This window comes from Aeromonas sp. QDB31, assembly GCF_027707605.1.
Taxonomy (GTDB): domain Bacteria; phylum Pseudomonadota; class Gammaproteobacteria; order Enterobacterales; family Aeromonadaceae; genus Aeromonas; species Aeromonas media.
This window is the reverse complement of record NZ_JAPCIX010000035.1, coordinates 1-24,594: the sequence shown is the minus strand read 5'-3', so window position 1 is coordinate 24,594 and position 24,594 is coordinate 1. Positions and strand designations below refer to the sequence as shown.

Here is a 24,594-nt window from a genome sequence, read left to right as displayed (position 1 = left end):
AGTGTGTTGCTGCGGGAGTGGAATTCTACTCAACCGCTTTCTCGAGTCAAGCCTTATTTTCAAAGGCTTTTCGAGGTTACCGACGAGGTTGTTTGCGTTGCCGCTTGCCCTGTCGATGGAGGCGCATTATAGGGAGCTGAAGCTTTCTGGCAAGCCCCTCAAAGCAATAAAATTGCAAAAAATGGCAATTTTTTAGTTATTCACAACAAGGCACAGCTTTTATACAAACTTATCCACAAAATGAACCTAAGTTAGGAGCAAGTTGGCAGCGTTCCTTGTATAGGTCTCTGCATCTTGTTGGTACTTACACCCCTGCACCAAGTAAATGAAGGCTCGCCTCGAAGAAGAGGAATACCTATATAAGGAAAAAGTAGACGAAGGGCTAGGTTAATAGCCACAGTACAGTTGAGGCAGTTGAGGCAGTTGAGGCAGTTGAGGCAGTTGAGGCAGTTGAGGCAGTTGAGGCAGTTGAGGCAGTTGAGGCAGTTGAGGCAGTTGAGGCAGTTGAGGCAGTTGAGGCAGTTGAGGCAGTTGAGGCAGTTGAGGCAGTTGAGGCAGTTGAGGCAGTATCAGAATCCATTAAAAGAAAAGCCGGGACAAGCCCGGCTTTTTCTTTATCACTCAGCAGCTGCTTCAGCAGCGGCCGGGCGGTCTACCAGCTCAATGTAAGCCATAGGGGCGTTGTCGCCTGCACGGAAACCGCATTTCAGAATGCGAGTATAACCGCCGGCGCGCTCCAGGTAGCGCGGGCCCAGTTCATTGAACAGCTTAGCCACGATCGCGTTATCGCGAGTACGGGCAAATGCCAGGCGACGATTAGCAACGCTATCAGTCTTGGCAAGGGTGATCAGCGGTTCAACTACACGACGCAGCTCTTTTGCCTTAGGCAGAGTCGTCTTGATGATCTCATGACGAACCAGGGAGCTGGCCATGTTGCGGAACATAGCCTGACGATGGCTGCTGTTCCGGTTCAGTTGACGACCACTCAAACGATGGCGCATGACCTTATCCTTCTAACTAAATCTGTGAAACCCGTAATCTGGATTACTCGTCAGCGATGCTGGCGGGCGGCCAGTTCTCGAGGCGCATGCCAAGAGACAGACCACGGGAGGCCAACACGTCCTTGATCTCAGTCAGGGACTTCTTACCGAGGTTAGGAGTTTTAAGCAACTCAACTTCGGTACGCTGTACCAGATCACCAATATAGTGGATAGCTTCTGCCTTCAGACAGTTCGCTGAACGAACTGTCAGCTCCAAATCATCGACAGGACGTAGCAGAATCGGATCAAACTCGGGTTTCTCTTCTTTCTTCTCGGGCACGCTGACATCGCGCAGATCCACGAAGGCTTCCAGCTGTTCGGCCAAAATAGTGGCAGAACGGCGAATGGCTTCTTCCGGATCCAGAGTACCATTGGTCTCCATGTCGATAACCAGCTTGTCCAAGTCGGTGCGCTGTTCCACACGTGCCGCCTCAACATTGTAGGCGATGCGAACGATGGGGCTGAACGCGGAGTCCAGCAGCAGGCGACCAATAGGACGCTCTTCATCATCGTTGTGAACACGAGCAGAAGCAGGCACATAACCACGACCGCGCTGAACTTTCAGACGCATGCTGATCTCAGCATTGGCGCCTGTCAGGTGGCAGATTACGTGCTCCGGGTTTACGATCTCGACTTCATCACCGTGAGTGATATCACCAGCGGTAACGGGGCCTGTTCCAGACTTGGTCAGGGACAGAGTTACCTCGTCCTTGCCTTCCAGCTTCACAGCGATACCTTTCAGGTTGAGCAGGATTTCAAGAATGTCTTCCTGTACACCTTCTTTGCTGCTGTACTCGTGCAGTACTCCGTCGATCTCGACTTCAGTAACTGCACAACCGGGCATAGATGACAGCAAAATACGACGCAGGGCATTACCCAGCGTGTGACCAAAGCCACGCTCAAGCGGCTCGAGAGTCACTTTCGCGTGAGTCGGGCTAACTTGCTCGATGTCAACTAGCCGCGGTTTAAGAAAATCTGTTACAGAACCCAGCATTGTGTCCTCTCTTTAGAAGCTAGCTTTACTTGGAGTAAAGCTCGACGATCAGCTGTTCGTTAATGTCGGCAGACAGGTCGGAACGCTCTGGCAGGCGCTTGAAGGCACCTTCCATCTTAGCAGCGTCAACCTCTACCCAAGTCGGCTTCTCGCGCTGACCAGCAACTTCCAGGGAAGCTTTGATACGCGCTTGCTTCTTAGCCTTCTCGCGAACGCAGATCACGTCCTCAGGGGATACCTGGAAAGAAGGAACATTCACAACGCGGCCGTTTACCATGATGGCTTTGTGGCTCACCAGCTGACGAGACTCAGCACGAGTGGCGCCGAAGCCCATGCGGTAGACGACGTTGTCCAGACGACCTTCCAGCAGCTGCAACAGGTTTTCACCGGTGTTACCCTTTTGACGGGCAGCGTCGCGGTAGTAGTTGCGGAACTGTTTTTCCAATACGCCGTAGATACGACGTACTTTTTGTTTCTCGCGCAGTTGCACACCGTAGTCAGACAGACGCGCTTTACGCGCACCATGTTGACCAGGAACGGTGTCAATCTTGCACTTAGAATCAATCGCACGAACACCAGACTTCAGGAAGAGGTCGGTGCCCTCACGACGGCTAAGCTTAAGCTTAGGACCGATATATCTTGCCATCTTCTTTCTCCAACAATCCTAGACCAAGTAGCTACAGCGTTATACGCGGCGCTTCTTGGGAGGACGACAACCGTTGTGCGGGATCGGAGTCACATCAGTAATATTAGTGATGCGGAAACCAGCCGCGTTCAGAGCGCGGATGGAAGACTCACGACCGGGACCCGGACCTTTGACCATGACTTCCAGGTTCTTCACGCCGTATTCTTTGGCGATCTCACCAGCGCGCTCAGCAGCTACCTGGGCAGCAAACGGAGTGGACTTACGGGAACCACGGAAACCGGAACCACCAGAGGTAGCCCAAGACAGAGCATTGCCCTGACGGTCAGTAATGGTCACGATTGTGTTGTTGAAAGATGCATGAACGTGCGCAATACCGTCGCTCACTTGCTTTTTAACGCGCTTGCGAGCACGAGTCGGAGTTTTAGCCATTTTCTACCTTCCCGTTACTTCTTGATAGCCTTGCGCGGACCCTTACGGGTACGAGCGTTGGTCTTGGTACGTTGACCACGAACAGGCAGGCTACGACGGTGACGCAAACCACGGTAGCAACCCAGATCCATCAATCGCTTGATGTTCATGGAAATCTGACGACGCAGGTCACCTTCAACGGTGAATTTACCTACTTGTTCACGCAGACTCTCGATCTGAGCTTCGTCCAGGTCTTTAATTTTCACATTCTCAGCGATACCGGCTGCGGCACAGATGGCCTTGGAGCGGGTACGACCGACGCCATAAATCGCAGTCAACGCAATGACTGCATGCTTATGGTCAGGAATGTTAATGCCAGCGATACGGGCCACTATTCACTCCTACATATAGTAGATAACGACCACCACAAAGCCCGTGAGCGGATACGTGGCGGTCAACCAATACACAACAAAAGTTGGCTGGCTATATTAGCCAGCACAACTATTTGTTGCAAGTACTAACCGTAAAAAATTAGCCTTGGCGCTGTTTATGCTTTGGCTCGCTGCAAATCACACGCACCACACCGTGACGCTTGATGATTTTGCAGTTACGGCAGATTGCCTTAACGGAAGCACGAACTTTCATTGCTTAACTCCGTAACTACGCCGACCTTTAGCGGCCGTAGCCCTTCAGGTTGGCCTTCCTCAGGACGTCGCCATATTGATGAGACATCATATGGGTCTGAACCTGAGCCATGAAGTCCATGATAACTACCACGATAATCAGCAGCGAAGTGCCACCGAAGTAGAACTGTACGTTCCAGGCAGTCATCAAGAACTGGGGTACCAGACAGATAAAGGTTATATAAAGCGCACCTGCCAATGTCAGGCGAGTCATAACCTTATCGATGTAACGTGCTGTCTGCTCGCCCGGGCGGATCCCCGGGATAAAGGCTCCACTCTTCTTCAGATTATCTGCTGTCTCGCGGGGGTTGAACACCAGCGCGGTATAGAAGAAGCAGAAGAAGATAATGGCTGCTGCATAGAGCATCTCATACAAGGGTTGACCCGGCTGCAGGACCATAGAGACCTGTTGCAGGATATCTGCCACCTTGCCCTCGCCCTGACCAAACCAAGAGGTAATGGTCCCTGGGAAGAGGATGATGCTGGATGCGAAAATCGCAGGAATCACACCGGCCATATTCACTTTCAACGGCAGGTGTGTGCTTTGCGCGGCGAATACCTGGCGGCCTTGTTGACGCTTGGCATAGTTAACGACGATACGACGTTGACCACGCTCCACGAACACCACAAAGTAAGTCACTGCGAAAACAATCAAGCCCAGCAACAACAACAGCAGGATGTGCAATTCCCCTTGACGTGCCTGTTCGGCCGTAGCGCCAATGGCATGAGGCAGACCAGCAACGATACCCGTGAAAATAATCAGCGAGATACCATTACCAATCCCACGCTCGGTAATCTGTTCACCCAACCACATCAAGAACATGGTACCGGTGACCAGACTCACAACGGCTGTGAAATAGAAGCCCAAACCCGGATGAGTCACGAGTCCTTGCATCATATTCGGCAGACCGGTTGCAATACCAATGGCCTGGAACGTTCCCAAAACCAGCGTGCCCCAACGGGTATATTGGCTAATCTTGCGACGGCCGGATTCACCCTCTTTCTTGAGTTCAGCAAGAGCAGGATGAACCACAGTCAGCAGCTGGATAATGATCGACGCCGAAATGTACGGCATGATCCCCAGCGCAAGAATAGAAGCACGCGAGAGTGCACCACCACTGAACATGTTGAACATCTCAATGATGGTGCCCTTCTGTTGTTGGAACAACTCGGCCAGTACGGCGGCGTCAATACCAGGAATCGGCACATAAGAGCCTGCGCGGAACACGATAATTGCCCCGAGAACGAAGAGCAGACGGCTCTTCAATTCACTCAGACCACCTTGTGCTTTAACATCCAATCCTGGTTTCTTAGCCATTGTACTGATTATTCCTCGATTTTACCGCCAGCGGCCTCGATGGCTGCACGTGCACCTTTGGTGACGGACAGACCACGAACGGTCACAGCACGGTCAATGTTGCCAGACAGAACAACTTTAGCGAAAACGATGTTCTTGGTAACAACACCGGCTTGCTTCAGAGTGCTCAGATCGACCACATCACCTTCTACCAGGGCGATTTCATTCAGGCGCACTTCGGCAGAAACCAAAGATTTGCGAGAGAAGAAACCGAACTTCGGCAGACGGATTTTCAAAGGCATCTGGCCACCCTCGAAACCGTTGCGGACTTTACCGCCACCGGAACGAGAAGTTTGACCTTTCACACCACGACCACCGGTCTTGCCCAGACCAGAACCGATACCACGGCCCGGACGGTGCTTAACACGCTTGGAACCAGCGGCCGGAGACAGAGTATTCAGACGCATGCTTAGCCCTCCACCTTAACCATGTAATAAACCTGGTTGATCATGCCGCGTACGCAGGGAGTATCTTCCAGCTCAACGGTGTGACCAATGCGACGCAGACCCAGACCACGCAGAGTCGCCTTGTGCTTTGGCAGACGGCCGATAGAGCTGCGAGTTTGAGTTACTTTTACAGTGTTAGCCATGTCGCATTACCCCAGAATTTCTTCAACGCGCAGACCACGCTTGGCAGCGATCTGTTCCGGTGATTGACCGTGAACCAGAGCGTCGACAGTTGCGCGAACAACGTTGATTGGGTTGGTGGAACCGTAGGTCTTGGCCAGCACGTTGTGGATACCAGCAACTTCCAGAACGGCACGCATGGCGCCGCCTGCAATGATACCAGTACCTTGTGAGGCCGGCTTCATGAACACGGTGGAACCGGAGTGAACACCGCGCACCGGGTGGTGCAGAGTGCCATTGTTCAGTTCAACCTTGTTCAGGTTACGCTTAGCCTGTTCCATCGCTTTTTGAATAGCGGCCGGAACTTCACGGGCCTTACCGTAACCGTAACCTACACGGCCGTTACCATCACCCACCACGGTCAACGCGGTGAAGGACATGATACGACCACCTTTAACAGTTTTCGAAACACGGTTTACTGCAATCAGCTTTTCTTGCAGTTCGCCGGCTTGAGATTCGACTTTAGCCATCTTCGACTCCTAGCTTAGAACTGAAGACCAGCGTCACGAGCAGCGGTAGCCAGAGCGGCTACACGACCGTGATACTTGAAACCGGAACGATCGAAAGATACGTTCTGAACGCCTTTGGCAATAGCACGCTCAGCGATTGCTTTACCTACTGCGGTAGCTGCATCAGCATTACCGGTAGATTTGAGCGCTTCACTGATGGCTTTCTCTACTGTAGAAGCAGAGGCCAGAACTTCGGAACCGTTGGCTGCGATAACCTGCGCATAGATATGACGCGGGGTACGGTGAACAACCAGACGGGTAGCTCCCAGTTCCTGCATCTTTTTCCGAGCACGAGTAGCACGACGGAGACGAGCTGCTTTCTTGTCCATAGTGTTACCTTACTTCTTCTTAGCTTCTTTAGTACGCACTTGCTCGTTGGCATAGCGTACACCCTTGCCCTTGTAGGGCTCCGGAGCGCGGTAAGCACGGATATCGGCGGCGACTTGGCCAACCAGCTGCTTGTCCACACCACGCAGAATGATCTCTGTGGCGGACGGACATTCAGCGGTGACACCAGCCGGCAGCGCATGCTCAACCGGGTGAGAGAAGCCCAGAGCCAGCGCGACAGCATTGCCCTTGATGGAGGCTTTGTAGCCTACACCAACCAGCTGCAGCTTGCGCTCGAAGCCTTGGGTAACACCGATTACCATGTTGTTAGCCAATGCACGTGCAGTACCTGCCTGAGCGTCAGCACCAGCGATGCCGTCGCGCGGGGCGAACTTCAGTACATTGTCTTCTTTGGTCACTTCTACACCGGCGTGGATGGAACGAACCAGAGAACCTTTACCACCTTTGATGGACAGTTCCTGACCGTTCAGAGTCACCTCTACGCCAGCAGGAATAGTGACGGGTGCCTTAGCAACGCGAGACATTTCCGACCTCCTATTAAGCGACGTAGCAGATGATCTCACCACCCATGCTTGCCTTGCGGGCAGCACGGTCGGTCATCACACCTTTAGACGTGGACACGATAGCAACACCGAGACCGCCCATGACTTTCGGCAGATCAGTAGTGCGCTTGTAAATACGCAGGCCGGGACGGCTCACGCGTTGGATCAGTTCTACAACCGGCTTGCCCTGGAAATATTTCAGTTCAATTTCCAGTTCCGGCTTCACATCACCTACTACGGAGTAGCCAGCGATGTAACCTTCTTCCTTCAGCACTTTGGCAATAGCCACTTTCAGCTTGGAAGAAGGCATGGAAACCGCAACTTTGCTCGCCGCCTGACCGTTACGGATGCGGGTCAGCATATCCGCGATCGGATCTTGCATGCTCATAGTCTAACTCCCGAGATTCTTACCAAGAGGCCTTTTTGAGGCCCGGAATTTCGCCCTTCATGGCATGCTCACGCACCTTGATGCGAGAGAGGCCAAACTTCCGCAGGAAACCGTGCGGACGACCAGTGATGTTGCAACGGTTACGCTGGCGGGACGGACTGGAATCACGGGGCAGCTGTTGCAGTTGCAAGACAGCATCCCAACGCGCTTCTTCAGAAGCGTTCATATCAACGATGATAGCTTTCAGCTCGGTACGCTTGGTCGCGAACTTGGCTGCCAGCTTCGCACGCTTTGCTTCACGTGCTTTCATGGATGTTTTAGCCATAACCCTAACCTTACTTGCGGAATGGGAAGTTAAAGGCAGCCAGCAGAGCACGGCCTTCTTCGTCGGTATTCGCGGAAGTGGTGATGGTGATATCCAGACCACGGACGCGATCGACCTTGTCATAGTCGATTTCCGGGAAGATGATTTGCTCACGCACGCCCATGGAGTAGTTACCACGGCCATCGAACGCCTTGGCGTTCAGACCACGGAAGTCACGGATACGCGGTACGGAGATGCAAATCAGCCGTTCCAGGAACTCCCACATACGCTCGCCACGCAGGGTTACTTTACAACCTATCGGGTAGCCTTCACGAATCTTGAAGCCCGCAACAGATTTGCGTGCTTTGGTGATCAGCGGTTTCTGACCGGAAATGGCAGCCATATCGGCAGCAGCATTTTCCAGCAACTTCTTGTCAGAGATCGCTTCACCAACACCCATGTTCAGGGTGATTTTCTCGATCCGAGGGACTTGCATGATAGTCTTGTAACCGAACTGCTTGGACAGTTCATTTACTACATCGGATTTGTAGTAATCATGCAGTTTCGCCATCGTTAAACTCCAATTACTTCACAAGTTCGCCGGTGGATTTGAAGAAACGGACTTTCTTGCCGTCTTCAATCCGGAAACCAACGCGGTCAGCCTTGCCAGTGGCAGAGTTGAACAGCGCGATGTTAGATACATCGATGGGGGCTTCTTTGGTGACGATACCGCCAGCCTGACCCAATGCGGGTACCGGCTTCTGGTGTTTCTTCACCTGGTTGATGCCTTCCACGATTACCTTACCTTTTGCAATCAGGACTTGAGTGACTTTGCCACGCTTGCCCTTGTCTTTGCCGGTAAGAACAATTACTTCGTCTTCGCGACGGATTTTAGCTGCCATCGTTCGACTCCTTACAGTACTTCGGGTGCCAGGGACACAATCTTCATGAACTTCTCATTACGGAGTTCACGGGTCACCGGGCCAAAAATACGAGTACCGATTGGCTGTTGGTTGTTGTTAAGCAACACAGCCGCATTGTTGTCGAAACGGATGACTGAGCCGTCCGGACGACGAACGCCTTTACGGGTGCGTACGACCACCGCGTTATACACATCACCTTTCTTCACTTTACCGCGAGGAATAGCTTCCTTGATGGAAACCTTGATGATGTCGCCGATGCCGGCATAACGGCGGTGCGAACCACCCAGAACCTTAATACACATTACACTGCGAGCGCCGGAGTTGTCGGCAACACCCAGCATACTTTGCATCTGGATCATCTTAGTGCTCCGCTTTGTTTACTTCTTATCCCTGATGGGATCTGGCTGCCTTCAAAAGGCGCGAAACTATAACACAGGTATTTTTGAAAAGGTAGCCTAAAAAACAAACGGCCCCGATGGGGGGCCGTTTGGGCTAAAAAGTACCGAATTAGGCCTTTTCTACGACAGCAACCAGGGTCCAGGACTTGGTCTTGGACAGCGGGCGGCATTCGCGGATTTCCACGAGATCGCCAGCTTTACACTCGTTGTTCTCGTCATGTACGTGCAGCTTGGTAGTGCGCTTGATGATCTTACCGTAGATCGGGTGCTTTACCTTGCGCTCGATAGCGACGGTGATGGACTTGTCCATCTTGTCGCTAATTACACGACCTTGCAGAGTACGGATCTTGTCAGTCATTACGCACCTGCCTTCTCAGTCAGTACAGTCTTGATACGTGCGACGTCACGACGCACTTGTTTCAGAGTGTGAGTCTGAGCCAGTTGGCCGGTGGAAGCTTGCATGCGCATGTTGAATTGCTCACGCAGCAGACCCAGCAGCTCCTGGTTCAGTTCTTCGACGCTCTTTTGACGCAGATCTTGGGCTTTCATCACATCACCGTCTTAATTACGAAAGTGGTCTGAACAGACAGCTTAGCTGCGGCCAGGGCAAACGCTTCACGCGCCAGAGCCTCAGGTACACCATCCATCTCGTACAGAACCTTGCCAGGCTGGATCGGGCAGACCCAATATTCCACGTTACCCTTACCTTTACCCATACGAACTTCGAGGGGCTTTTCGGTGATGGGCTTGTCCGGGAACACACGGATCCAGATCTTACCTTGACGCTTTACGTGACGGGTCATGGCACGACGGGCTGCTTCGATTTGACGAGCAGTCAGTTGACCACGAGATGTCGCCTTCAGGCCAAAGGTACCGAAGGATACTTCGTTACCAGAGTTGGCCAGACCGCGGTTACGACCCTTATGGGTCTTGCGGAATTTAGTACGCTTAGGTTGCAACATTTACCGAATCTCCTTACTTAGCAGCGCGGCGCTTGTTGTCACGCTTGGGCTTTGCAGGAGCTTGCTCTTGAGCAGCGGCAGCGTTAACAGCAGCCAGACCGCCCAGAACTTCGCCCTTGAAGATCCAAACTTTGACGCCGATCACACCGTAAGTGGTGTGGGCTTCAGAAGTTGCGTAGTCGATGTCGGCACGCAGGGTGTGCAAAGGCACACGACCTTCACGGTACCATTCGGTACGCGCGATTTCAGCGCCGCCCAGACGACCGGAAACTTCTACTTTGATGCCCTTGGCACCCAGGCGCATGGCGTTCTGTACGGCGCGCTTCATAGCGCGACGGAACATTACGCGACGTTCCAGCTGAGAAGTGATGCTGTCGGCAACGAGTTTGCCATCCAGCTCCGGCTTGCGGACTTCGGAAATGTTGATCTGAGCAGGCACGCCAGCAATAGCGGCTACGGCTTTGCGCAGTTTCTCAACGTCTTCGCCTTTCTTGCCGATCACGACACCCGGACGAGCGGTGTGAATGGTCACACGGATGCTCTTGGCCGGACGCTCGATGGTGATCTTGGACAAGGAAGCGTTTTTCAGCTCCTTGGTCAGGAACTGGCGTACTTGAAAATCGCTGTACAGGTTGTCAGCGAAGTCTTTGGTGTTCGCGAACCAGGTAGAATTCCAAGGCTTGGTAATACCCAGGCGAATGCCATTAGGATGTACTTTCTGACCCATTGCTTATCTCCCAGCCTTAGCGTCGGATACCACTACAGTGATGTGAGCGGTACGCTTGAGGATACGATCCGCGCGACCTTTGGCACGCGGGCGGATGCGCTTCATGGAGGGACCTTCGTCTACCATGATGGTGGCAACACGCAGGGCGTCGATGTCGGCGCCTTCGTTGTGCTCAGCGTTTGCAATGGCAGATTCCAGCACTTTCTTCACCAGAACTGCAGCCTTTTTCGGGCTGAAGGTCAGGATGTTCAGAGCCTTGTCTACGGACAGACCACGTACTTGATCGGCTACCAGACGAGCTTTCTGGGCAGAAGTACGGGCATAACGGTGTTTAGCGATAGCTTCCATCATTTATCCCTTAGCGCTTCTTAGCCTTCTTATCAGCAGCATGGCCGCGATAAGTACGAGTCGGTGCGAATTCACCCAGTTTGTGACCGATCATTTCTTCGGTAACGAAAACCGGAACGTGCTGACGACCATTATGGACAGCGATGGTCAAACCGATCATGTTCGGGATGATCATTGAACGACGGGACCAGGTCTTAACCGGCTTTTTATCCCCGCTTTCCACCGCTTTCTCTACCTTCTTCAGCAAGTGCAGGTCAATAAATGGACCCTTCTTGAGAGAACGTGGCATGGTGATTCCTCTATGTTAACAATTACTTGTTACGACGACGTACGATGTACTTGTCGGTACGCTTGTTCTTACGGGTCTTGAAGCCCTTAGCCTTCTGGCCCCATGGGGACACAGGCTGCATGCCCTTGTTACGACCCTCACCACCACCGTGCGGGTGATCAACCGGGTTCATCGCCATACCGCGAACGGTCGGACGAATACCACGCCAGCGGTTTGCACCGGCTTTACCCAGTTGACGCAGCATGTGCTCGGAGTTACCCACTTCACCAATGGTGGCGCGGCACTCGGCCAGAACTTTACGTACTTCGCCGGAACGCAGACGCAGAGTTACATAGTTACCTTCACGAGCCAGAATCTGGATGAAAGTACCAGCGGAACGAGCCAGCTGAGCACCTTTACCAGGCTTCATTTCTACGGCGTGAACGGTAGAACCAACCGGGATGTTACGCATCGGCAGGGAGTTACCTACCTTGATCGCAGCATCAGCACCAGAAGCGATAGCATCACCTGCTTTCAGGCCTTTCGGAGCCAGGATGTAACGACGCTCACCGTCTGCATACAGCACCAGGGCGATGTTTGCGGTACGGTTAGGATCGTATTCCAGACGCTCTACTTTGGCCGGAATGCCGTCTTTGTCGCGTTTGAAGTCGACGATACGGTAGTGTTGCTTGTGACCACCACCGATATGACGGGTAGTGATACGGCCGTTGTTGTTACGACCACCGGACTTGCTTTTGCTGTCCAGCAGAGCGGCGAAGGGCTTGCCCTTGTACAGCTCTTGGTTGACGATCTTGACGACGTGGCGGCGGCCCGGAGAAGTAGGCTTGCACTTAACGATTGCCATTTTTGAGAACTCCTCTTACTCGGCTGCGCCCATGAAGTCGATGTCCTGACCAGCTTTCAGGGTCACATAAGCCTTTTTCCAATCGGAACGACGGCCTACACGCGCACCTGAGCGCTTGGTCTTACCCTTCATGTTCAGGGTACGGACGGTCTCAACTTCGACCTCGAACAGTTTCGCAACTGCAGCTTTGACTTCCGCCTTGGTGGCATCAACAGCAACTTTGAACACGATAGTGTTCTGCTTTTCTGCGACCATGGTGCTCTTTTCAGAGATGTGCGGAGCCTTCAGAACTTTCAACAGACGTTCTTCGCGGATCATGCCAGCATCTCCTCGATTTGCTTAACTGCGTCAGCAGTCATCAGAATCTTGTCGAAAGCGATCAGGCTGACCGGGTCGATACCGGCAACATCACGCACGTCGACCTTGTACAGGTTGCGAGCAGCCAGGAACAGGTTCTCATCGACTTCAGCAGTCACGATCAGAACGTCAGTCAGTTCCATTTCTTTCAGCTTGGCGATCAGTTCTTTGGTCTTCGGCGCTTCGATGCCGAATTTCTCGACAACGATCAGGCGCTCTTGACGTACCAGCTCGGACAGGATGCTACGGATAGCGCCGCGGTACATCTTCTTGTTTACTTTCTGGCTGTGATCTTGCGGCTTAGCAGCAAAGGTCACACCACCGGAACGCCAGATGGGCGAACGGATGGAGCCAGCACGGGCACGACCAGTACCCTTCTGACGCCACGGCTTTTTGCCGCCACCAGACACTTCAGAGCGAGTCAGCTGCGCACGAGTACCCTGACGGGCACCAGCGGCATATGCAACGACGACCTGGTGAACCAGAGCTTCGTTGAATTCGCGCCCGAAGGTAGTCTCGGAAACTTCAAGAGCGCTCTTGGCGTCTTTCATTACCAATTCCATTACTATCTCCTCAGACGTTACGCTTTGACGGCAGGTTTGACGATCACGTTGCCGTTGGTTGCACCCGGTACTGCGCCTTTGATGAGCAGCAGGTTGCGTTCAGCGTCAACACGAACCAGTTCCAGGTTCTGAGTCGTTACACGCTCAGCACCCATGTGACCAGCCATCTTTTTGCCCTTGAATACACGGCCCGGGGTCTGGTTTTGACCGATGGAGCCAGGTACACGGTGGGACAGGGAGTTACCGTGGGTCATATCCTGGGTGCGGAAGTTGTGGCGCTTTACAGTGCCCGCAAAACCTTTACCCTTGGATGTGCCGGTAACGTCTACCATCTTAACGTCAGCGAGAAGATCTACTTTCAGCTCGCTACCAACAGTGAAAGTTTCACCGTTGTTCAGGCGGAACTCCCACAGACCGCGACCGGCTTCTACACCAGCTTTGGCGAAGTGGCCAGCTTCCGGCTTGGTCACACGGCTGGCTTTTTTGGCGCCAGTGGTAACCTGAATAGCGTTGTAGCCGTCGGTTTCTACAGATTTGACCTGAGTTACACGGTTAGCTTCAACTTCGATAACAGTCACCGGGATAGAAACGCCATCTTCAGTGAAGATGCGAGTCATACCCACTTTGCGACCTACAAGACCGATTGTCATTGTTATCAACCTCTTTCCGTAATTAACCCAGGCTGATCTGGACGTCTACACCAGCTGCCAGATCCAGACGCATCAGGGCGTCTACGGTCTTGTCAGTCGGCTCAACGATGTCTACCAGACGCTTGTGAGTGCGGATCTCGTACTGATCACGCGCATCTTTGTTGACGTGCGGGGAGATCAGGACGGTGAAGCGCTCTTTGCGAGTCGGCAGCGGAATAGGACCGCGAACCTGCGCGCCGGTGCGCTTTGCAGTTTCAACGATTTCCGCAGTGGATTGATCGATCAGGCGATGATCAAAAGCCTTCAGGCGGATACGGATTCTTTGGTTCTGCATTGACAGAGCTCCAATAGATAAAAGAACATAAATCAACACCGCCCGACCGAGATTACTCCCGCCAGAGGTGCGATTTTTCACGTTTCCCCCCATATCGGGAGGACTGTATGGCTGGCGACACGTAAACGGGAAGCTCAGCAAGCAGACATATCGTCTGGCATGCCTCATGGGCAAGCGGAGGGGATTATACGGATTTTTTCAATTCGCGCAAGAGAAGGCGGACAGATTGTGCGCAATTTTGTGTGGCGGATGGATCTCGCTGGCGATCGCTCCCTTGCCCGCCACAAAGCGGTAACGACAATGTTGCAAACAGGCTGATAGACTGCCCCCTTGCCTCAGTCAGCGGAACGACCCCGATGCTCAAGAATCAGAAGAAAGCCTATCAATACGGACTCTGCGCCGTCGCCCTCTGGTCGACGGTCGCCACCGCCTTCAAGATATCCCTCGCCTACTTCGAGCCGGTGCAGTTGCTGCTGGTCGCCGCCATCACCTCGACCCTGACTCTGGGGTCCATCGTTGCGATCCAAGGCAAGCTGCCCCTGTTGTTGAGCTATCTCAGGGCCCGCCCCTTCTACTATCTGGCCCTGGGGGTGCTGAACCCCTTCCTCTATTACCTGCTGCTGTTCAAGGCCTATGATCTGCTGCCGGCGCAACAGGCCCAGACCCTCAACTACACCTGGGCCATCACCTTGAGCTTGCTGGCCGTCCCCTTCCTCGGCCAGAAACTGCGTCGCCGTGACGGGGTGGCCATCGTGCTTGGCTACTTCGGCGCCCTGGTGATCGCCACCAGGGGAGATGTGTTTGGCCTGCAGTTTGACAGCCCGCTCGGTGTGACGCTGGCCCTGGTCTCGACCCTCATCTGGGCAGGCTACTGGATCCTCAATACCCGCAATCAGGGGGACCCCATCGTCAGCCTGCTGCTCGGCTTCCTCATCAGCCTGCCATTCATCGTGGTGGCGACCTGGCTGCTCGCCGACTTTGCCATGACCGCCTGGCAGGGCTGGCTCGGTGCCATCTATGTGGGGCTGTTCGAGATGGGCTTCGGCTTCGTGCTCTGGCTGATGGCCCTGCGCCACGCCACCAACACGGCTCCCATCAGCAACCTCATCTTCATCTCGCCGTTTGCTTCGCTGGTGCTGCTCAATCTGTTGATCGGTGAGAGCATCCACCCCGCCACCCCCATAGGGTTGGCGCTGATCGTCACCGCCCTGCTGATCCAGCAACTTAAATACGGCAAGCGCTACCGCAAGACGGCCGAGCCACAAGCCTGACAATGCAGAAGGGCGCATCCACTGATGCGCCCTTTGTTCAATCCATCCACTCCAGCGGCTGGTGCTTGGGTAGCCGGATCTCCACCAGCAAGCCTCCCAGCTCGGAGCGGCCCAGCCTGATGGTGCCGTGGTGCTGGGACACTATCTTGGCGACTATGGCCAGCCCCAGGCCACTGCCGCCGCCGGTGCGCGCCACATTACCCTGGGTAAAGGGCTTGAGCACCCGGGAGTAGTCCTGCTCCGCGATCCCGGGGCCATTGTCAGAGAGCCGAAGCCGAACCCAGTGACCATCGTCCTTCAGTTCGGCCTGCAGCTTGGTCGCGCCGTAACGCAACGCATTGCCCGACAGGTTGTTGAGGATGCGACGGATGCTGATGGGATGGCAGGCCACCCGCACCGCCTGCTCCGGCAGTAGCAGCTCCACCTCCAGCCCCTGATCGGTCTGCATCAACAGCGCATCGTGGATGAGCTGGGTCAGGTCGATGGGATGGGCATCCAGTCCCTCGTTCGGGCGTATGTAGTCGATGAACTGATCTATGATGCCGTTCGACTCGTCGATGTCCGCATTGATGCTCTCCTTGAGATACTCATCCTCGGAGGACATCATCTCGGTCGCCAGCCGGATGCGGGTCAGGGGCGTGCGCAGATCATGGGAGACCCCGGCCATCATCAGGTTGCGCTCTTCGATAAGGCCCTTGATGGAGTGCGACATGTGGTTGAAGGTGCGGGTCAGGCGGCGTACCTCCCGCGAGCCGTGTTCTCCCAAAGCATCGGGGAACTGGCCCCGCGCCACGGCCACGGCCCCTGCCTCCAGATCTTCCAGCGGTCGCACCAGCTGGCGGGCAAAGCGCCATGCCGCAAACAGGGTCACCACCAGCAGCACGCTCATGTAGATGATGAGGGGCTCGATGTCGTCATCCTCGATCTCGGTCAGGGGGATGCGCACCCACATCTGGCTGGCCTGGGGTGGCTGGATCCAGATGATGTAGTGATCCTGAATCTCTACCCTCACCTTGGTCTTCCCCCCCAGCTCGCGGCTGATGCTCTCCTCCAGATAGGGGTAGGGTTTGGACTCCTTGAGTCCGTGCTGCTCCGCCTCTGTCTGGGTATAGATGTCACTGCCGGTCGCCACATAGACCAGTGCCTCGGCATCTTCGCTCAGCGCCAGCTGGTTGCTTTCAACCGGAAAGATGAGTTTGACCTGATTGGCCAGCAGATGACTGATCTGCTTGACGGTGGGCGCCAGCAGATAGTTGTAGAAGGTGGCGTAGGAGACAACCTGATAGACCACCAGCACGGCGGCCAGGAACCAGAGCATGCGGGAGAACATGCTACCCACTTTTTTCATTCCCCGTCACCGTCCGGCACGAAGACATAGCCAAGGCCCCACACCGTCTGCAGGTAACGGGGCTGGGCCGGATCCTGCTCCAGCAGGCGGCGCAGACGGGAGACCTGCACATCGATACTGCGCTCGGTGGCGGTGTATTCCCGGCCACGGGCCAGGTTCATCAGCTTGTCTCGGGAGAGCGGCTCGCGAGGGTGGCTCACCAGCACCTTGAGCACGGCGAACTCGCCGCTGGTCAGGGCCACCGGCTCGCCGTCCCGGCTCAACTCCCGGGTCGCCAGGTTGAGCTGATAGGCGCCAAAGCTCACCATCTTCTCGGCGGCGGACGGCGCACCGGGCAGCTCGACGGTATGGCGGCGCAACACGGCGCGGATCCGGGCCAGCAACTCACGGGGATTGAAGGGCTTGGGCAGGTAATCATCGGCCCCCATCTCCAGCCCGACGATGCGATCCACTTCGTCCCCCTTGGCGGTGAGCATCAGCACCGGGATCTGATTGCCCGCCTCGCGCAGACGGCGGCAGATGGATAGGCCGTCTTCCCCCGGCAACATCAGGTCGAGCACCATCAGGCTGAAATTCTCGCGGGTCAGCAGGCGATCAGCCTGCTCACCATTGGCAACGCCCCGCACCACAAATCCCTGTTCGGTGAGGTAACGCTCCAGCAGGGAGCGTAGTTTCAGGTCGTCATCGACCACCAGGACCTTGTATTGCTGACTCATTGCCACCTCTCTTCTCTGTCTCCTCCCAATACTAGGGCCCGCTCTGGCAACCACAAAGCATAAATATGTTACCGGTTATTACCCTTGGCTGGGGGTTCCCAGGGACAAAAAGGCTCCCAACGAGCCTCTCACCATGTGTTTCTGCTCGACAGTCAGACGACAATGGCTAAGATCCCGAGCAAGACGACGCAACCCGCCATCCAGGCAGCAGGGACTGATAAGCCCATGAAAACCAAACTCATCACCCGTGAAGGCTACAACCAGCTCCGGCAGGAACACGACACCCTGTGGCGCGAGGAGAGACCCGAGACCACCAAGAAGGTGGCCTGGGCGGCGAGCCTCGGGGATCGCAGCGAGAACGCCGACTACCAGTACAACAAGAAGCGGCTGCGGGAGATAGACCGCCGGGTCCGCTACCTGCGCAAGTGCCTGGAGGAGCTGACCATAGTCGATTACTCCCCCTCCCAGGAGGGCAAGGTGTTCTTCGGTGCCTGGGTCGAGGTGGAGAACGACGAGGGTGAAACCAAGCGTTTTCGCATCGTCGGCTATGACGAGATCTTCGGCCGCAAGGATTACATCTCCATCGACTCCCCCATGGCCCGCGCCCTGCTCAAGAAAGAGGTGGGCGACGAGGCCATGGTGCGAACGCCAGTGGGTGACGTCTGCTGGTACATCAATGAGATCAGCTATCCCAAGCAAGCCAGTGCTGGCCCAGGCTGCCAAATCGGCTGACGAGGCCAAGATGGACAGCATGCTCGGCCACCGGATGCGATTCGTGTCATTTTTGCCGGAGTGGCATCCCGCAGCCCGACCCCATATAGTGCTCACACCCGGCGCCTTGTGGCGCCAACCGGCCCGCGCGACAGTGGCCCGGCTGGTACCTTGAGTACCGCCGGGACAGACCCCCTGACCGGCGACATCGCCTCGCGCCTGCCCGTTGACCAGGACCCGACCACAGAGACCACAGATGCACAGCCATGTAATTGAGAGACAGATTGCCGGTGAGCTGAATGCCCGCCCGGAACAGGTTCAGGCCGCCGTGCGCCTGCTGGATGAAGGCTCGACCGTTCCCTTCATCGCCCGTTATCGCAAGGAGGTGACCGGCGGTCTGGACGACAGTCAGTTGCGTACCCTGGAGAGCCGCCTCGGCTATCTGCGTGAACTGGAAGATCGCCGTCAGGTGATCATTCGCTCCATCGAGGAGCAGGGCAAGCTGACTCCCGAGCTGGCGCGCGAGCTGCACGGTGCCGACAGCAAGACCCGGCTCGAAGACCTCTACCTCCCCTACAAGCCCAAGCGTCGTACCAAGGGGCAGATGGCCATCGAAGCCGGGCTGGAGCCGCTGGCCAACCTGCTGCTGACCGACCCCATGCAGGATCCGGAGCAAGCGGCAGCCCGCTTCCTCAATGCCGAGCAGGGGATCACCGACAGCAAGGCGGCCCTCGACGGTGCCCGCTACATCCTGATGGAGCGCTTCGCCGAGCAGGCCGACCTGCTGGAAAAGCTGCGGGACTACCTGTGGCAGAACGCCACCCTGCGCGCCCGGGTTGTTGCGGGCAAGGAGCAGGAAGGGGCCAAGTTCAAGGATTACTTCGAGCATGACGAGCCCCTGCACAAGGCCCCCTCCCACCGGGTGCTGGCCATGCTGCGCGGGCGCAACGAGGGGATCCTCAACCTCGCGCTGGTGACCGGCGACGATGAGAGTGCCAGCCCCTGCGAAGGGATCATTGCCCACCACCTCAGGCTCAATCTGCAGAACCGCCCGGCGGACAAGTGGCTGCAGGGGGTGGTGAGCTGGACCTGGAAGATCAAGCTGTCGCTCCAGATGGAGACCGAACTGATCGGCCGCATCCGCGAGTCGGCAGAGGACGAGGCGATCAAGGTGTTCGCCATGAACCTTCAGGATCTGCTGATGGCGGCTCCGGCCGGCATGCGCTGCACCATGGGGCTGGATCCGGGCATCCGCACCGGGGTCAAGGTCGCCGTGGTGGATGCCACCGGCAAGCTGGTCGATCACGCCACCATCTATCCGTTCGAACCGAAACGCCAGATTGATCAGAGCCTCAAGACCCTGAGCGAGCTGTGCCAGAAGCACAAGGTGGAGCTCATCAGCATAGGCAACGGCACCGCCTCCCGGGAGACCGACCGGCTAGTGAGCGATCTGTTCGAGCGCTACCCCTTGGCCCGGGCCCAGAAGATAGTGGTGAGCGAAGCAGGCGCCTCCGTCTACTCCGCCTCCGAGCTCGCCTCCCAGGAGTTCCCTGATCTCGACGTCTCCATCCGTGGTGCCGTTTCCATCGCCCGTCGCCTGCAGGACCCCCTGGCCGAGCTGGTCAAGATCGACCCCAAGAGTATCGGGGTGGGCCAGTATCAGCACGACGTCGGCCAGAGCCAGCTGGCCCGCCGGCTGGATGCCGTGGTCGAGGATTGCGTGAATGCGGTAGGGGTGGATGTGAATACCGCCTCGGTCGCCCTGCTCAACCGGGTCTCCGGCCTCTCCCAGACGCTGGCCCAGAATATAGTCGCCTATCGGGATGAGCACGGCGCCTTCAAGAGCCGTCAGCAGTTGCTGAAGGTGAGCCGACTCGGACCCAAAGCGTTCGAGCAGTGCGCCGGCTTCCTGCGCATTCGCGGCGGCAGCAATCCGCTGGACGGCTCGGCGGTTCACCCGGAGTCCTATCCGGTGGTGGAGCGGATCCTCGCCCAGCTGGAACAGACAGTGGAGAGCCTGCTCGGCAACAGCAGCCTGCTGCGCAGCCTGAAACCGGCCGACTACACCGACGAGCAGTTCGGCGTGCCCACAGTCACCGACATCATCGGCGAGCTGGACAAGCCGGGCCGCGACCCGCGCCCCGAGTTCAAGACCGCCACCTTCAAGGACGGGGTGGAGAAGTTAAGCGACCTGGTGCCCGAGATGGTGCTGGAAGGGGTGGTCACCAACGTCACCAACTTCGGCGCCTTCGTCGACATCGGCGTCCATCAGGATGGGCTGGTGCATATCTCCTCCCTGACCGACCGTTTCGTCAAGGATCCCCGCGAGGTGGTCAAGGCGGGCGACATCGTCCGGGTCAAGGTGCTGGAGGTGGATGCACCGCGCAAGCGCATCAGCCTGACCATGCGCCTCGACGAGAAAGCGGGACAACCCGCCCGCAAGCCTGTGGAATCCCGACCATCGGGTGCAGGCAGCGCCAGACCCAGGCAGGAGCCGAAACAGGGCGCCCCTGCCGGTGGCGCCATGGGCAACGCCTTCGCCGCCGCCCTCTCAAAGCTGAAGAAGTGACGATCCTGAATGACAAAAGCCCCGCGAGGGGCTTTTTACTGGGCGTCAGGCAGGCGACGGATTTTGAATCCCGAAACTGCGGTTTCACAAGGATAGTACGACTCGTAATGCCTTGAATCAAGAGGGTTTGAGTTATCTCCAGTTTGCTGTGAGTGAGGCGGGTTTGCACACTTTGCACATTTTTACCCACCGAAATCACACGCCAACGACTAGCAAAACTAGGTAATCCCCACCAAATTTCACTGTCTCTTGCTAGAACTACTTCGCATGTTGACTGCATGTTCTCGTGGTTAGCATGAAGCCTGCCGTATCCACTTTGAAGCAGCTCAGCCAGACCTGCTGCTGGTAGAACACCGTCAAGGTCCACCAGCTGCCAAGTTGGCCGACGGCGACTACCACACGGACGGCACTGGCCACAACTGTTACACCAGGGTGGGATAGATAGTGGTTTCCATGGGGGATATTTCGAGGGAAGGGATAGTGCGGCGCAGGAGGGGAGATAACGCACTGCAAAACAAGCCATCTTGCAGGATAACAGGTAGCAAAAAGGGGCCTGGATTTACCATTAGCCCCCTTATGTGCGGTCACACACAGACACAGATGTGTGGCCGCTCCCGCTAGCCTTATTTCGGTTGATATTGCTCGACGTAGTGAGCGGCAAGCGCCTGCGCTTGCGCAAGGTCAGCGGGAGTTAAGCGCTCGGCCACAATGTTGCACGTTCTCAGAGTATGCTCGCGTCCATTGGCAGCCGCGACGAAGGACCAGGCATAGGCCTGCTGATCATCCTGTTGTACACCCATGCCTTTGAAATACATCTCTCCCAGAATCTGTTGCGCTGCAGAATGCCCCTGTTCGGCCGCTAGACGAAACCAATTCTCGCCCCGCTGATAGGTCAAACCACCGCTTTCAAAGGCCTCATCCACCCCTAGAGAAAATTGAGCATCAGCATGCCCCTGCTCAGCTGCCTGGCGGTACCAAAACAACTTCTGCTCGTGATTCCAGGCGTAATCTGGTTTCTCCTCCACCAATGCATGGCGGTTCCAAAACAATATCTGCTCGCTGTCCCAGGAGGGGTCTGGTTGCAAAGATCGGCGCACGCCGCTGTCAAGGCGATACATCTCTCCCAAAGCGTATTGCGCAGCGGCATCCCCACGTTCAGCCGCCTTACGAAACAAGGATACTGCCAAGTAAGCGTTTTTTAGCACACCGCGACCATCGCGATACATTTCGCCCAGCTTGAATTGTGCCTCGGGCTCGTCCTGCTTGGCCGCCTTGCTATACCAGGATGCAGCTTTCTGGTCGCTTTGCAGCACACCCCGGCCATGGAGATACATATCCCCTAGGCTGCATTGTCCAACGGCATCCCCCTGCTCGGCCGACTTGCGATACCAGGATGCAGCTTTCTGGTCACTTTGCTGCACACCCCGTCCATGGAGATACATATCCCCTAGGCTGCATTGTCCAGCGGCATCCCCCTGCTCGGCCGACTTGCGATACCAGGATGCAGCTTTCTGGTCGCTTTGCTGCACACCCCGTCCATGGAGATACATATCCCCGAGGCAGCATTGTGCACCGGCATGCCCTTGCTCAGCCGCCTTGCGATACCATGCAGCCTCCTTCTTGAAGTCCTTCGGCACGCCGAGGCCGGTTCTGTATTGCCTCGCCAGGCGGAATTGAGCGGCGGCACCACCTTGCTCAGCTGCGGCAATAATAGGATCTATAAAAGACATGAGACCTCCACGACAGCAGCGTTCGTTGCATAATTCACTAAGGAAGGTGCGAATAAGTCATATGGCACGAGAGCATTTACTGGTAACCCATTGATATTAAATGACTAAAATTTTCATTTTTTGTTCTTGGGATACTTGTTCGCACTTTCCCTAAGTACAGCACAGCGACATTATTCAAATCGTGACGGGCTTCCAGCAAAAATCCCTAACAACGATTACGTTGCTCCCTGCATAAACGATATGAATGTCTCTTTTTTTAAGTTGCATTGAGACCTTCTCCAAGATCACCTCAGCAAGCTTTTCTCTATCGCAAATTGTATAGAACTGATCCCACTTCAACGTTATAGCTTCATTACCATTTCTTCTCATTATTTCATCTATTTCAGAGGCAATGTGTTGGGGTGAGCTTGGCATGGTAAAATCCTTAAAGGTATCTAACAGCATTGTTATAAAGGCATTAAATTAATCTTATACTAACACTGTGAGCACCCCAAAAAAAGCAAAGCGTTTAGATCAAAACCTATACGATAAACTATCGGCCTTGTTGCTCAAATCGGGGAACTATCTGTCATCTCGGTGATCTGATCCTGTAGCGCAGTCTCCGAGAGCATCAGATGGGCAAGTCCAAGCACAAGATCAGCAACTGGCAGCAGTACAACGATTACCACACCAAGGCCTGTCATGCGCTACTGAAGAAGAAGGGGGCGAAAGCCACCATACCGCCGAGAAAAAATGCGGCACCGTGGGAGGAAGGCCATCCCCGCAACGAGGCGGTGACGGCGCTCAAGGCCGGTGAACTGAAGCAATGGAAGAAAGACTCCGGCTATCACCAGCGCTCGATAGCCGAGACCGCCATGTACCGGTTCAAGCAACTCATCGGGCCAACGCTGAGCCTGCGGAACTACAACGCCCAGGTGGGCGAAATCCTGGCTGGCGTGAAGGTGATGAACAAGCTGATAGGGCTTGGTATGCCTGCTCGCCAGCCAGTGAATTGAGTGGTATCAACGGGTTGGGGAACGGCCATCCAGCGACGGATTTGATCAACAACGCCTAAACTATCCAGAAATCTTCTGATAATCTCGTGGCAAAGTCAGAATTAATTCCCCATAGAACACCAAGAATCAAAATGTCAGGCAGCAAAAAAGAAGCGCCTCTTTAACGTGCTCCTCTTATTGCACTATCAGGCGTGAGCTACTCCCCTCAGTCTTTTTCGCACTTGATACTGATCGAGGTAACGAGTGGCTAACGCCTGCGCCTGGACCAAGTCGGCGGAAGGTAATCGCTTAGCCACCTCATCTCGGTCTTTCGATACCGAATAGAAGCCATTTGCCACCGCGACATAGAACCAAGCGTAAGCCTGTCTATCATCCTGCGGCGCACCATGACCGGATTCATACGCCAAGCCCATCTTGTACTGGGCCTCAGAAGATCCATGCTCGGCGGCCTGCCGATACCAATGATATGCTTGTTGGAAATCCTCCTGCACGCCTTCACCATTAGCATACATCTCTGCCAGCATGTATTGTGAACAAGCATGCCCTAGATCTGCAGCCTTGCGGTACGAGGTTGCAGCCTGCTGGTCATCCTGTTGCCCGTATTTATATACCTGCCCCATTTTGTACATAGCCCTGCAATGCCCCTGTTCAGCAGCCTTCTGAAACCATGACATTGCTAGTTTAGAGTCGATAGGGACACCTCGTCCGAATATGTATGCCTGCCCCAGCCTGTACTGAGAATTGGCATCCCCCTGCTCCGCCGCTTGGTGAAAATCAACTGATTCCCGGTCATTTTCTTCCTTGCTCATGTCATCACCTTCCTCGACAACGTGATTCCTTGCATGAAAATCCTAGATACCGCCATTTTGCTCCATGCCACCCTGAAAAGATGTGCACATAACGCATTTTATGTTCAATTGGGACAACATCCATCACAACTAGGGAAGGTGCGAATAAGCGGGGAAATTCTTCTCGGCTGACTCAGTCATTTCATTTCTTCATGTTTGAGCCGAT

Annotated in this window: 37 protein-coding genes and 1 pseudogene; 5 read left to right on the top strand and 33 right to left on the bottom strand. The window is 55.3% G+C overall.

What is annotated here, in order from left to right; all coding sequences use genetic code 11:
• A partial coding sequence (locus PG898_RS20260) for a hypothetical protein (RefSeq protein WP_270824934.1) occupies positions 1-196 on the top strand: 196 nt, incomplete at its 5' end.
• 421 nt (positions 197-617) lie between these two features.
• Here the strand turns inward: PG898_RS20260 and rplQ are convergent.
• The 28 genes from rplQ to rpsJ all read right to left on the bottom strand — a co-directional run bounded on the left by rplQ (position 618) and on the right by rpsJ (position 14,240).
• On the bottom strand, positions 618-1,001 hold the full coding sequence (gene rplQ, locus PG898_RS20255) for a 50S ribosomal protein L17 (protein ID WP_005307999.1): 384 nt from the start codon (positions 999-1,001) through the stop codon (positions 618-620).
• Between the two features lie 43 nt (positions 1,002-1,044).
• Complete coding sequence (locus PG898_RS20250; protein ID WP_005307997.1) at positions 1,045-2,034, bottom strand: DNA-directed RNA polymerase subunit alpha; 990 nt, start codon at positions 2,032-2,034, stop codon at positions 1,045-1,047.
• A 25-nt stretch (positions 2,035-2,059) separates the two neighbouring features.
• Entirely contained in the window at positions 2,060-2,680 is a 621-nt protein-coding gene (gene rpsD, locus PG898_RS20245) for a 30S ribosomal protein S4 (RefSeq protein ID WP_010672568.1), read from the bottom strand.
• Between the two features lie 39 nt (positions 2,681-2,719).
• The gene (gene rpsK, locus PG898_RS20240; RefSeq protein ID WP_005319702.1) at positions 2,720-3,109 is read right to left on the bottom strand and encodes a 30S ribosomal protein S11; all 390 of its coding nucleotides are present in this window, start codon (positions 3,107-3,109) and stop codon (positions 2,720-2,722) included.
• 14 nt (positions 3,110-3,123) lie between these two features.
• Positions 3,124-3,480, bottom strand: coding sequence for a 30S ribosomal protein S13 (rpsM, locus tag PG898_RS20235; RefSeq protein ID WP_005307991.1), 357 nt, complete (start codon positions 3,478-3,480; stop codon positions 3,124-3,126).
• A gap of 139 nt (positions 3,481-3,619) precedes the next feature.
• The gene (gene rpmJ, locus PG898_RS20230; protein ID WP_005319705.1) at positions 3,620-3,733 is read right to left on the bottom strand and encodes a 50S ribosomal protein L36; all 114 of its coding nucleotides are present in this window, start codon (positions 3,731-3,733) and stop codon (positions 3,620-3,622) included.
• 27 nt (positions 3,734-3,760) lie between these two features.
• The gene (gene secY / locus PG898_RS20225) at positions 3,761-5,089 is read right to left on the bottom strand and encodes a preprotein translocase subunit SecY (protein ID WP_005307989.1); all 1,329 of its coding nucleotides are present in this window, start codon (positions 5,087-5,089) and stop codon (positions 3,761-3,763) included.
• Positions 5,090-5,097: 8 nt separating this feature from the next.
• Positions 5,098-5,535, bottom strand: coding sequence for a 50S ribosomal protein L15 (gene rplO / locus PG898_RS20220; RefSeq protein ID WP_025325390.1), 438 nt, complete (start codon positions 5,533-5,535; stop codon positions 5,098-5,100).
• 2 nt (positions 5,536-5,537) lie between these two features.
• A complete protein-coding gene (gene rpmD, locus PG898_RS20215) occupies positions 5,538-5,717 on the bottom strand; it encodes a 50S ribosomal protein L30 (protein WP_005307985.1) in 180 nt (59 codons plus the stop codon).
• Between the two features lie 6 nt (positions 5,718-5,723).
• The gene (gene rpsE / locus PG898_RS20210) at positions 5,724-6,224 is read right to left on the bottom strand and encodes a 30S ribosomal protein S5 (RefSeq protein ID WP_005340605.1); all 501 of its coding nucleotides are present in this window, start codon (positions 6,222-6,224) and stop codon (positions 5,724-5,726) included.
• 14 nt (positions 6,225-6,238) lie between these two features.
• Positions 6,239-6,592, bottom strand: a complete 354-nt coding sequence (rplR, locus tag PG898_RS20205; protein WP_033130012.1) for a 50S ribosomal protein L18 — start codon at positions 6,590-6,592, stop codon at positions 6,239-6,241.
• Positions 6,593-6,601: 9 nt separating this feature from the next.
• Entirely contained in the window at positions 6,602-7,135 is a 534-nt protein-coding gene (gene rplF, locus PG898_RS20200; protein ID WP_025325388.1) for a 50S ribosomal protein L6, read from the bottom strand.
• 13 nt (positions 7,136-7,148) lie between these two features.
• Positions 7,149-7,541, bottom strand: coding sequence for a 30S ribosomal protein S8 (gene rpsH / locus PG898_RS20195; RefSeq protein ID WP_042648861.1), 393 nt, complete (start codon positions 7,539-7,541; stop codon positions 7,149-7,151).
• A 19-nt stretch (positions 7,542-7,560) separates the two neighbouring features.
• Positions 7,561-7,866 (bottom strand): 30S ribosomal protein S14, encoded by a 306-nt coding sequence (gene rpsN / locus PG898_RS20190; RefSeq protein WP_005331161.1) that lies wholly within the window; start codon positions 7,864-7,866, stop codon positions 7,561-7,563.
• Between the two features lie 10 nt (positions 7,867-7,876).
• Positions 7,877-8,416: a 50S ribosomal protein L5 gene (gene rplE / locus PG898_RS20185; RefSeq protein WP_005331162.1), complete on the bottom strand. Its 540-nt coding sequence runs from the start codon at positions 8,414-8,416 to the stop codon at positions 7,877-7,879.
• A gap of 13 nt (positions 8,417-8,429) precedes the next feature.
• The gene (gene rplX / locus PG898_RS20180) at positions 8,430-8,747 is read right to left on the bottom strand and encodes a 50S ribosomal protein L24 (protein WP_025325387.1); all 318 of its coding nucleotides are present in this window, start codon (positions 8,745-8,747) and stop codon (positions 8,430-8,432) included.
• Between the two features lie 11 nt (positions 8,748-8,758).
• The gene (gene rplN / locus PG898_RS20175) at positions 8,759-9,127 is read right to left on the bottom strand and encodes a 50S ribosomal protein L14 (RefSeq protein WP_005307975.1); all 369 of its coding nucleotides are present in this window, start codon (positions 9,125-9,127) and stop codon (positions 8,759-8,761) included.
• Positions 9,128-9,275: 148 nt separating this feature from the next.
• Positions 9,276-9,524: a 30S ribosomal protein S17 gene (rpsQ, locus tag PG898_RS20170; protein WP_005307966.1), complete on the bottom strand. Its 249-nt coding sequence runs from the start codon at positions 9,522-9,524 to the stop codon at positions 9,276-9,278.
• The gene (rpmC, locus tag PG898_RS20165; protein WP_005307965.1) at positions 9,524-9,715 is read right to left on the bottom strand and encodes a 50S ribosomal protein L29; all 192 of its coding nucleotides are present in this window, start codon (positions 9,713-9,715) and stop codon (positions 9,524-9,526) included. The genes rpsQ and rpmC overlap by 1 nt, the downstream gene beginning before the upstream one ends.
• Positions 9,715-10,128, bottom strand: coding sequence for a 50S ribosomal protein L16 (gene rplP / locus PG898_RS20160; RefSeq protein ID WP_005307963.1), 414 nt, complete (start codon positions 10,126-10,128; stop codon positions 9,715-9,717). Before rplP ends, rpmC begins: the two co-directional genes overlap by 1 nt.
• Positions 10,129-10,141: 13 nt before the next feature.
• Complete coding sequence (gene rpsC, locus PG898_RS20155) at positions 10,142-10,855, bottom strand: 30S ribosomal protein S3 (protein ID WP_005331168.1); 714 nt, start codon at positions 10,853-10,855, stop codon at positions 10,142-10,144.
• A gap of 3 nt (positions 10,856-10,858) precedes the next feature.
• Positions 10,859-11,203 carry a 50S ribosomal protein L22 gene (gene rplV, locus PG898_RS20150; protein WP_005319741.1) on the bottom strand — a complete coding sequence of 115 codons (345 nt, stop codon included), beginning with the start codon at positions 11,201-11,203 and terminating at the stop codon, positions 10,859-10,861.
• 10 nt (positions 11,204-11,213) lie between these two features.
• The gene (rpsS, locus tag PG898_RS20145) at positions 11,214-11,492 is read right to left on the bottom strand and encodes a 30S ribosomal protein S19 (RefSeq protein WP_005307960.1); all 279 of its coding nucleotides are present in this window, start codon (positions 11,490-11,492) and stop codon (positions 11,214-11,216) included.
• Between the two features lie 22 nt (positions 11,493-11,514).
• Positions 11,515-12,336, bottom strand: a complete 822-nt coding sequence (gene rplB, locus PG898_RS20140) for a 50S ribosomal protein L2 (protein ID WP_005331177.1) — start codon at positions 12,334-12,336, stop codon at positions 11,515-11,517.
• 15 nt (positions 12,337-12,351) lie between these two features.
• A complete protein-coding gene (gene rplW, locus PG898_RS20135) occupies positions 12,352-12,654 on the bottom strand; it encodes a 50S ribosomal protein L23 (RefSeq protein ID WP_005331199.1) in 303 nt (100 codons plus the stop codon).
• Positions 12,651-13,256 (bottom strand): 50S ribosomal protein L4, encoded by a 606-nt coding sequence (gene rplD, locus PG898_RS20130; protein ID WP_025325386.1) that lies wholly within the window; start codon positions 13,254-13,256, stop codon positions 12,651-12,653. The genes rplW and rplD overlap by 4 nt, the downstream gene beginning before the upstream one ends.
• A gap of 17 nt (positions 13,257-13,273) precedes the next feature.
• Entirely contained in the window at positions 13,274-13,906 is a 633-nt protein-coding gene (rplC, locus tag PG898_RS20125) for a 50S ribosomal protein L3 (protein ID WP_025325385.1), read from the bottom strand.
• 22 nt (positions 13,907-13,928) lie between these two features.
• Positions 13,929-14,240 (bottom strand): 30S ribosomal protein S10, encoded by a 312-nt coding sequence (gene rpsJ / locus PG898_RS20120; RefSeq protein WP_005307944.1) that lies wholly within the window; start codon positions 14,238-14,240, stop codon positions 13,929-13,931.
• A gap of 356 nt (positions 14,241-14,596) precedes the next feature.
• Between rpsJ and PG898_RS20115 the strand changes: the two genes are divergently transcribed.
• Entirely contained in the window at positions 14,597-15,511 is a 915-nt protein-coding gene (locus PG898_RS20115; protein WP_270824935.1) for a DMT family transporter, read from the top strand.
• A 37-nt stretch (positions 15,512-15,548) separates the two neighbouring features.
• Here the strand turns inward: PG898_RS20115 and envZ are convergent, their stop codons facing one another.
• Together envZ and ompR are read right to left on the bottom strand one after the other, a co-directional pair.
• Positions 15,549-16,859, bottom strand: coding sequence for a two-component system sensor histidine kinase EnvZ (gene envZ / locus PG898_RS20110; RefSeq protein ID WP_270824936.1), 1,311 nt, complete (start codon positions 16,857-16,859; stop codon positions 15,549-15,551).
• Complete coding sequence (gene ompR / locus PG898_RS20105; RefSeq protein WP_005328510.1) at positions 16,856-17,575, bottom strand: osmolarity response regulator transcription factor OmpR; 720 nt, start codon at positions 17,573-17,575, stop codon at positions 16,856-16,858. Before ompR ends, envZ begins: the two co-directional genes overlap by 4 nt.
• 225 nt (positions 17,576-17,800) lie before the next feature.
• On the opposite strand from ompR, the gene greB reads away from it, so the two are divergent.
• Positions 17,801-18,307 carry a transcription elongation factor GreB gene (gene greB, locus PG898_RS20100; protein WP_042648864.1) on the top strand — a complete coding sequence of 169 codons (507 nt, stop codon included), beginning with the start codon at positions 17,801-17,803 and terminating at the stop codon, positions 18,305-18,307.
• A 235-nt stretch (positions 18,308-18,542) separates the two neighbouring features.
• Positions 18,543-20,855 carry a Tex family protein gene (locus PG898_RS20095; protein ID WP_042648865.1) on the top strand — a complete coding sequence of 771 codons (2,313 nt, stop codon included), beginning with the start codon at positions 18,543-18,545 and terminating at the stop codon, positions 20,853-20,855.
• Positions 20,856-21,478: 623 nt separating this feature from the next.
• Here the strand turns inward: PG898_RS20095 and PG898_RS20090 are convergent.
• Together PG898_RS20090 and PG898_RS20085 are read right to left on the bottom strand one after the other, a co-directional pair.
• Positions 21,479-22,585, bottom strand: coding sequence for a tetratricopeptide repeat protein (locus PG898_RS20090; RefSeq protein WP_181497017.1), 1,107 nt, complete (start codon positions 22,583-22,585; stop codon positions 21,479-21,481).
• Positions 22,586-22,759: 174 nt separating this feature from the next.
• Positions 22,760-22,999, bottom strand: a complete 240-nt coding sequence (locus PG898_RS20085; protein ID WP_139705933.1) for a hypothetical protein — start codon at positions 22,997-22,999, stop codon at positions 22,760-22,762.
• A 248-nt stretch (positions 23,000-23,247) separates the two neighbouring features.
• Here PG898_RS20085 and PG898_RS20080 point away from each other — a divergent pair.
• Positions 23,248-23,580, top strand: a pseudogene (locus PG898_RS20080) (transposase); the annotation flags it as partial.
• A 185-nt stretch (positions 23,581-23,765) separates the two neighbouring features.
• Here the strand turns inward: PG898_RS20080 and PG898_RS20075 are convergent.
• Positions 23,766-24,389, bottom strand: coding sequence for a tetratricopeptide repeat protein (locus PG898_RS20075; protein WP_109113195.1), 624 nt, complete (start codon positions 24,387-24,389; stop codon positions 23,766-23,768).
• Between the last annotated feature and the right edge of the window lie 205 nt (positions 24,390-24,594).

Excerpts from the sequence above, each read along its gene's own strand:
- rplQ (WP_005307999.1), bottom strand. The coding sequence starts at position 1,001 with ATGCGCCATCGTTTGAGTGGTCGTCAACTGAACCGGAACAGCAGCCAT.
- PG898_RS20250 (WP_005307997.1), bottom strand. The coding sequence starts at position 2,034 with ATGCTGGGTTCTGTAACAGATTTTCTTAAACCGCGGCTAGTTGACATC.
- rpsD (WP_010672568.1), bottom strand. The coding sequence starts at position 2,680 with ATGGCAAGATATATCGGTCCTAAGCTTAAGCTTAGCCGTCGTGAGGGC.
- rpsK (WP_005319702.1), bottom strand. The coding sequence starts at position 3,109 with ATGGCTAAAACTCCGACTCGTGCTCGCAAGCGCGTTAAAAAGCAAGTG.
- rpmJ (WP_005319705.1), bottom strand. The coding sequence starts at position 3,733 with ATGAAAGTTCGTGCTTCCGTTAAGGCAATCTGCCGTAACTGCAAAATC.
- secY (WP_005307989.1), bottom strand. The coding sequence starts at position 5,089 with ATGGCTAAGAAACCAGGATTGGATGTTAAAGCACAAGGTGGTCTGAGT.
- rplO (WP_025325390.1), bottom strand. The coding sequence starts at position 5,535 with ATGCGTCTGAATACTCTGTCTCCGGCCGCTGGTTCCAAGCGTGTTAAG.
- rpmD (WP_005307985.1), bottom strand. The coding sequence starts at position 5,717 with ATGGCTAACACTGTAAAAGTAACTCAAACTCGCAGCTCTATCGGCCGT.
- rpsE (WP_005340605.1), bottom strand. The coding sequence starts at position 6,224 with ATGGCTAAAGTCGAATCTCAAGCCGGCGAACTGCAAGAAAAGCTGATT.
- rplR (WP_033130012.1), bottom strand. The coding sequence starts at position 6,592 with ATGGACAAGAAAGCAGCTCGTCTCCGTCGTGCTACTCGTGCTCGGAAA.
- rplF (WP_025325388.1), bottom strand. The coding sequence starts at position 7,135 with ATGTCTCGCGTTGCTAAGGCACCCGTCACTATTCCTGCTGGCGTAGAG.
- rpsH (WP_042648861.1), bottom strand. The coding sequence starts at position 7,541 with ATGAGCATGCAAGATCCGATCGCGGATATGCTGACCCGCATCCGTAAC.
- rpsN (WP_005331161.1), bottom strand. The coding sequence starts at position 7,866 with ATGGCTAAAACATCCATGAAAGCACGTGAAGCAAAGCGTGCGAAGCTG.
- rplE (WP_005331162.1), bottom strand. The coding sequence starts at position 8,416 with ATGGCGAAACTGCATGATTACTACAAATCCGATGTAGTAAATGAACTG.
- rplX (WP_025325387.1), bottom strand. The coding sequence starts at position 8,747 with ATGGCAGCTAAAATCCGTCGCGAAGACGAAGTAATTGTTCTTACCGGC.
- rplN (WP_005307975.1), bottom strand. The coding sequence starts at position 9,127 with ATGATCCAGATGCAAAGTATGCTGGGTGTTGCCGACAACTCCGGCGCT.
- rpsQ (WP_005307966.1), bottom strand. The coding sequence starts at position 9,524 with ATGACTGACAAGATCCGTACTCTGCAAGGTCGTGTAATTAGCGACAAG.
- rpmC (WP_005307965.1), bottom strand. The coding sequence starts at position 9,715 with ATGAAAGCCCAAGATCTGCGTCAAAAGAGCGTCGAAGAACTGAACCAG.
- rplP (WP_005307963.1), bottom strand. The coding sequence starts at position 10,128 with ATGTTGCAACCTAAGCGTACTAAATTCCGCAAGACCCATAAGGGTCGT.
- rpsC (WP_005331168.1), bottom strand. The coding sequence starts at position 10,855 with ATGGGTCAGAAAGTACATCCTAATGGCATTCGCCTGGGTATTACCAAG.
- rplV (WP_005319741.1), bottom strand. The coding sequence starts at position 11,203 with ATGGAAGCTATCGCTAAACACCGTTATGCCCGTACTTCTGCCCAGAAA.
- rpsS (WP_005307960.1), bottom strand. The coding sequence starts at position 11,492 with ATGCCACGTTCTCTCAAGAAGGGTCCATTTATTGACCTGCACTTGCTG.
- rplB (WP_005331177.1), bottom strand. The coding sequence starts at position 12,336 with ATGGCAATCGTTAAGTGCAAGCCTACTTCTCCGGGCCGCCGCCACGTC.
- rplW (WP_005331199.1), bottom strand. The coding sequence starts at position 12,654 with ATGATCCGCGAAGAACGTCTGTTGAAAGTTCTGAAGGCTCCGCACATC.
- rplD (WP_025325386.1), bottom strand. The coding sequence starts at position 13,256 with ATGGAATTGGTAATGAAAGACGCCAAGAGCGCTCTTGAAGTTTCCGAG.
- rplC (WP_025325385.1), bottom strand. The coding sequence starts at position 13,906 with ATGACAATCGGTCTTGTAGGTCGCAAAGTGGGTATGACTCGCATCTTC.
- rpsJ (WP_005307944.1), bottom strand. The coding sequence starts at position 14,240 with ATGCAGAACCAAAGAATCCGTATCCGCCTGAAGGCTTTTGATCATCGC.
- PG898_RS20115 (WP_270824935.1), top strand. The coding sequence starts at position 14,597 with ATGCTCAAGAATCAGAAGAAAGCCTATCAATACGGACTCTGCGCCGTC.
- envZ (WP_270824936.1), bottom strand. The coding sequence starts at position 16,859 with ATGAAAAAAGTGGGTAGCATGTTCTCCCGCATGCTCTGGTTCCTGGCC.
- ompR (WP_005328510.1), bottom strand. The coding sequence starts at position 17,575 with ATGAGTCAGCAATACAAGGTCCTGGTGGTCGATGACGACCTGAAACTA.
- greB (WP_042648864.1), top strand. The coding sequence starts at position 17,801 with ATGAAAACCAAACTCATCACCCGTGAAGGCTACAACCAGCTCCGGCAG.
- PG898_RS20095 (WP_042648865.1), top strand. The coding sequence starts at position 18,543 with ATGCACAGCCATGTAATTGAGAGACAGATTGCCGGTGAGCTGAATGCC.
- PG898_RS20090 (WP_181497017.1), bottom strand. The coding sequence starts at position 22,585 with ATGTCTTTTATAGATCCTATTATTGCCGCAGCTGAGCAAGGTGGTGCC.
- PG898_RS20085 (WP_139705933.1), bottom strand. The coding sequence starts at position 22,999 with ATGCCAAGCTCACCCCAACACATTGCCTCTGAAATAGATGAAATAATG.
- PG898_RS20075 (WP_109113195.1), bottom strand. The coding sequence starts at position 24,389 with ATGAGCAAGGAAGAAAATGACCGGGAATCAGTTGATTTTCACCAAGCG.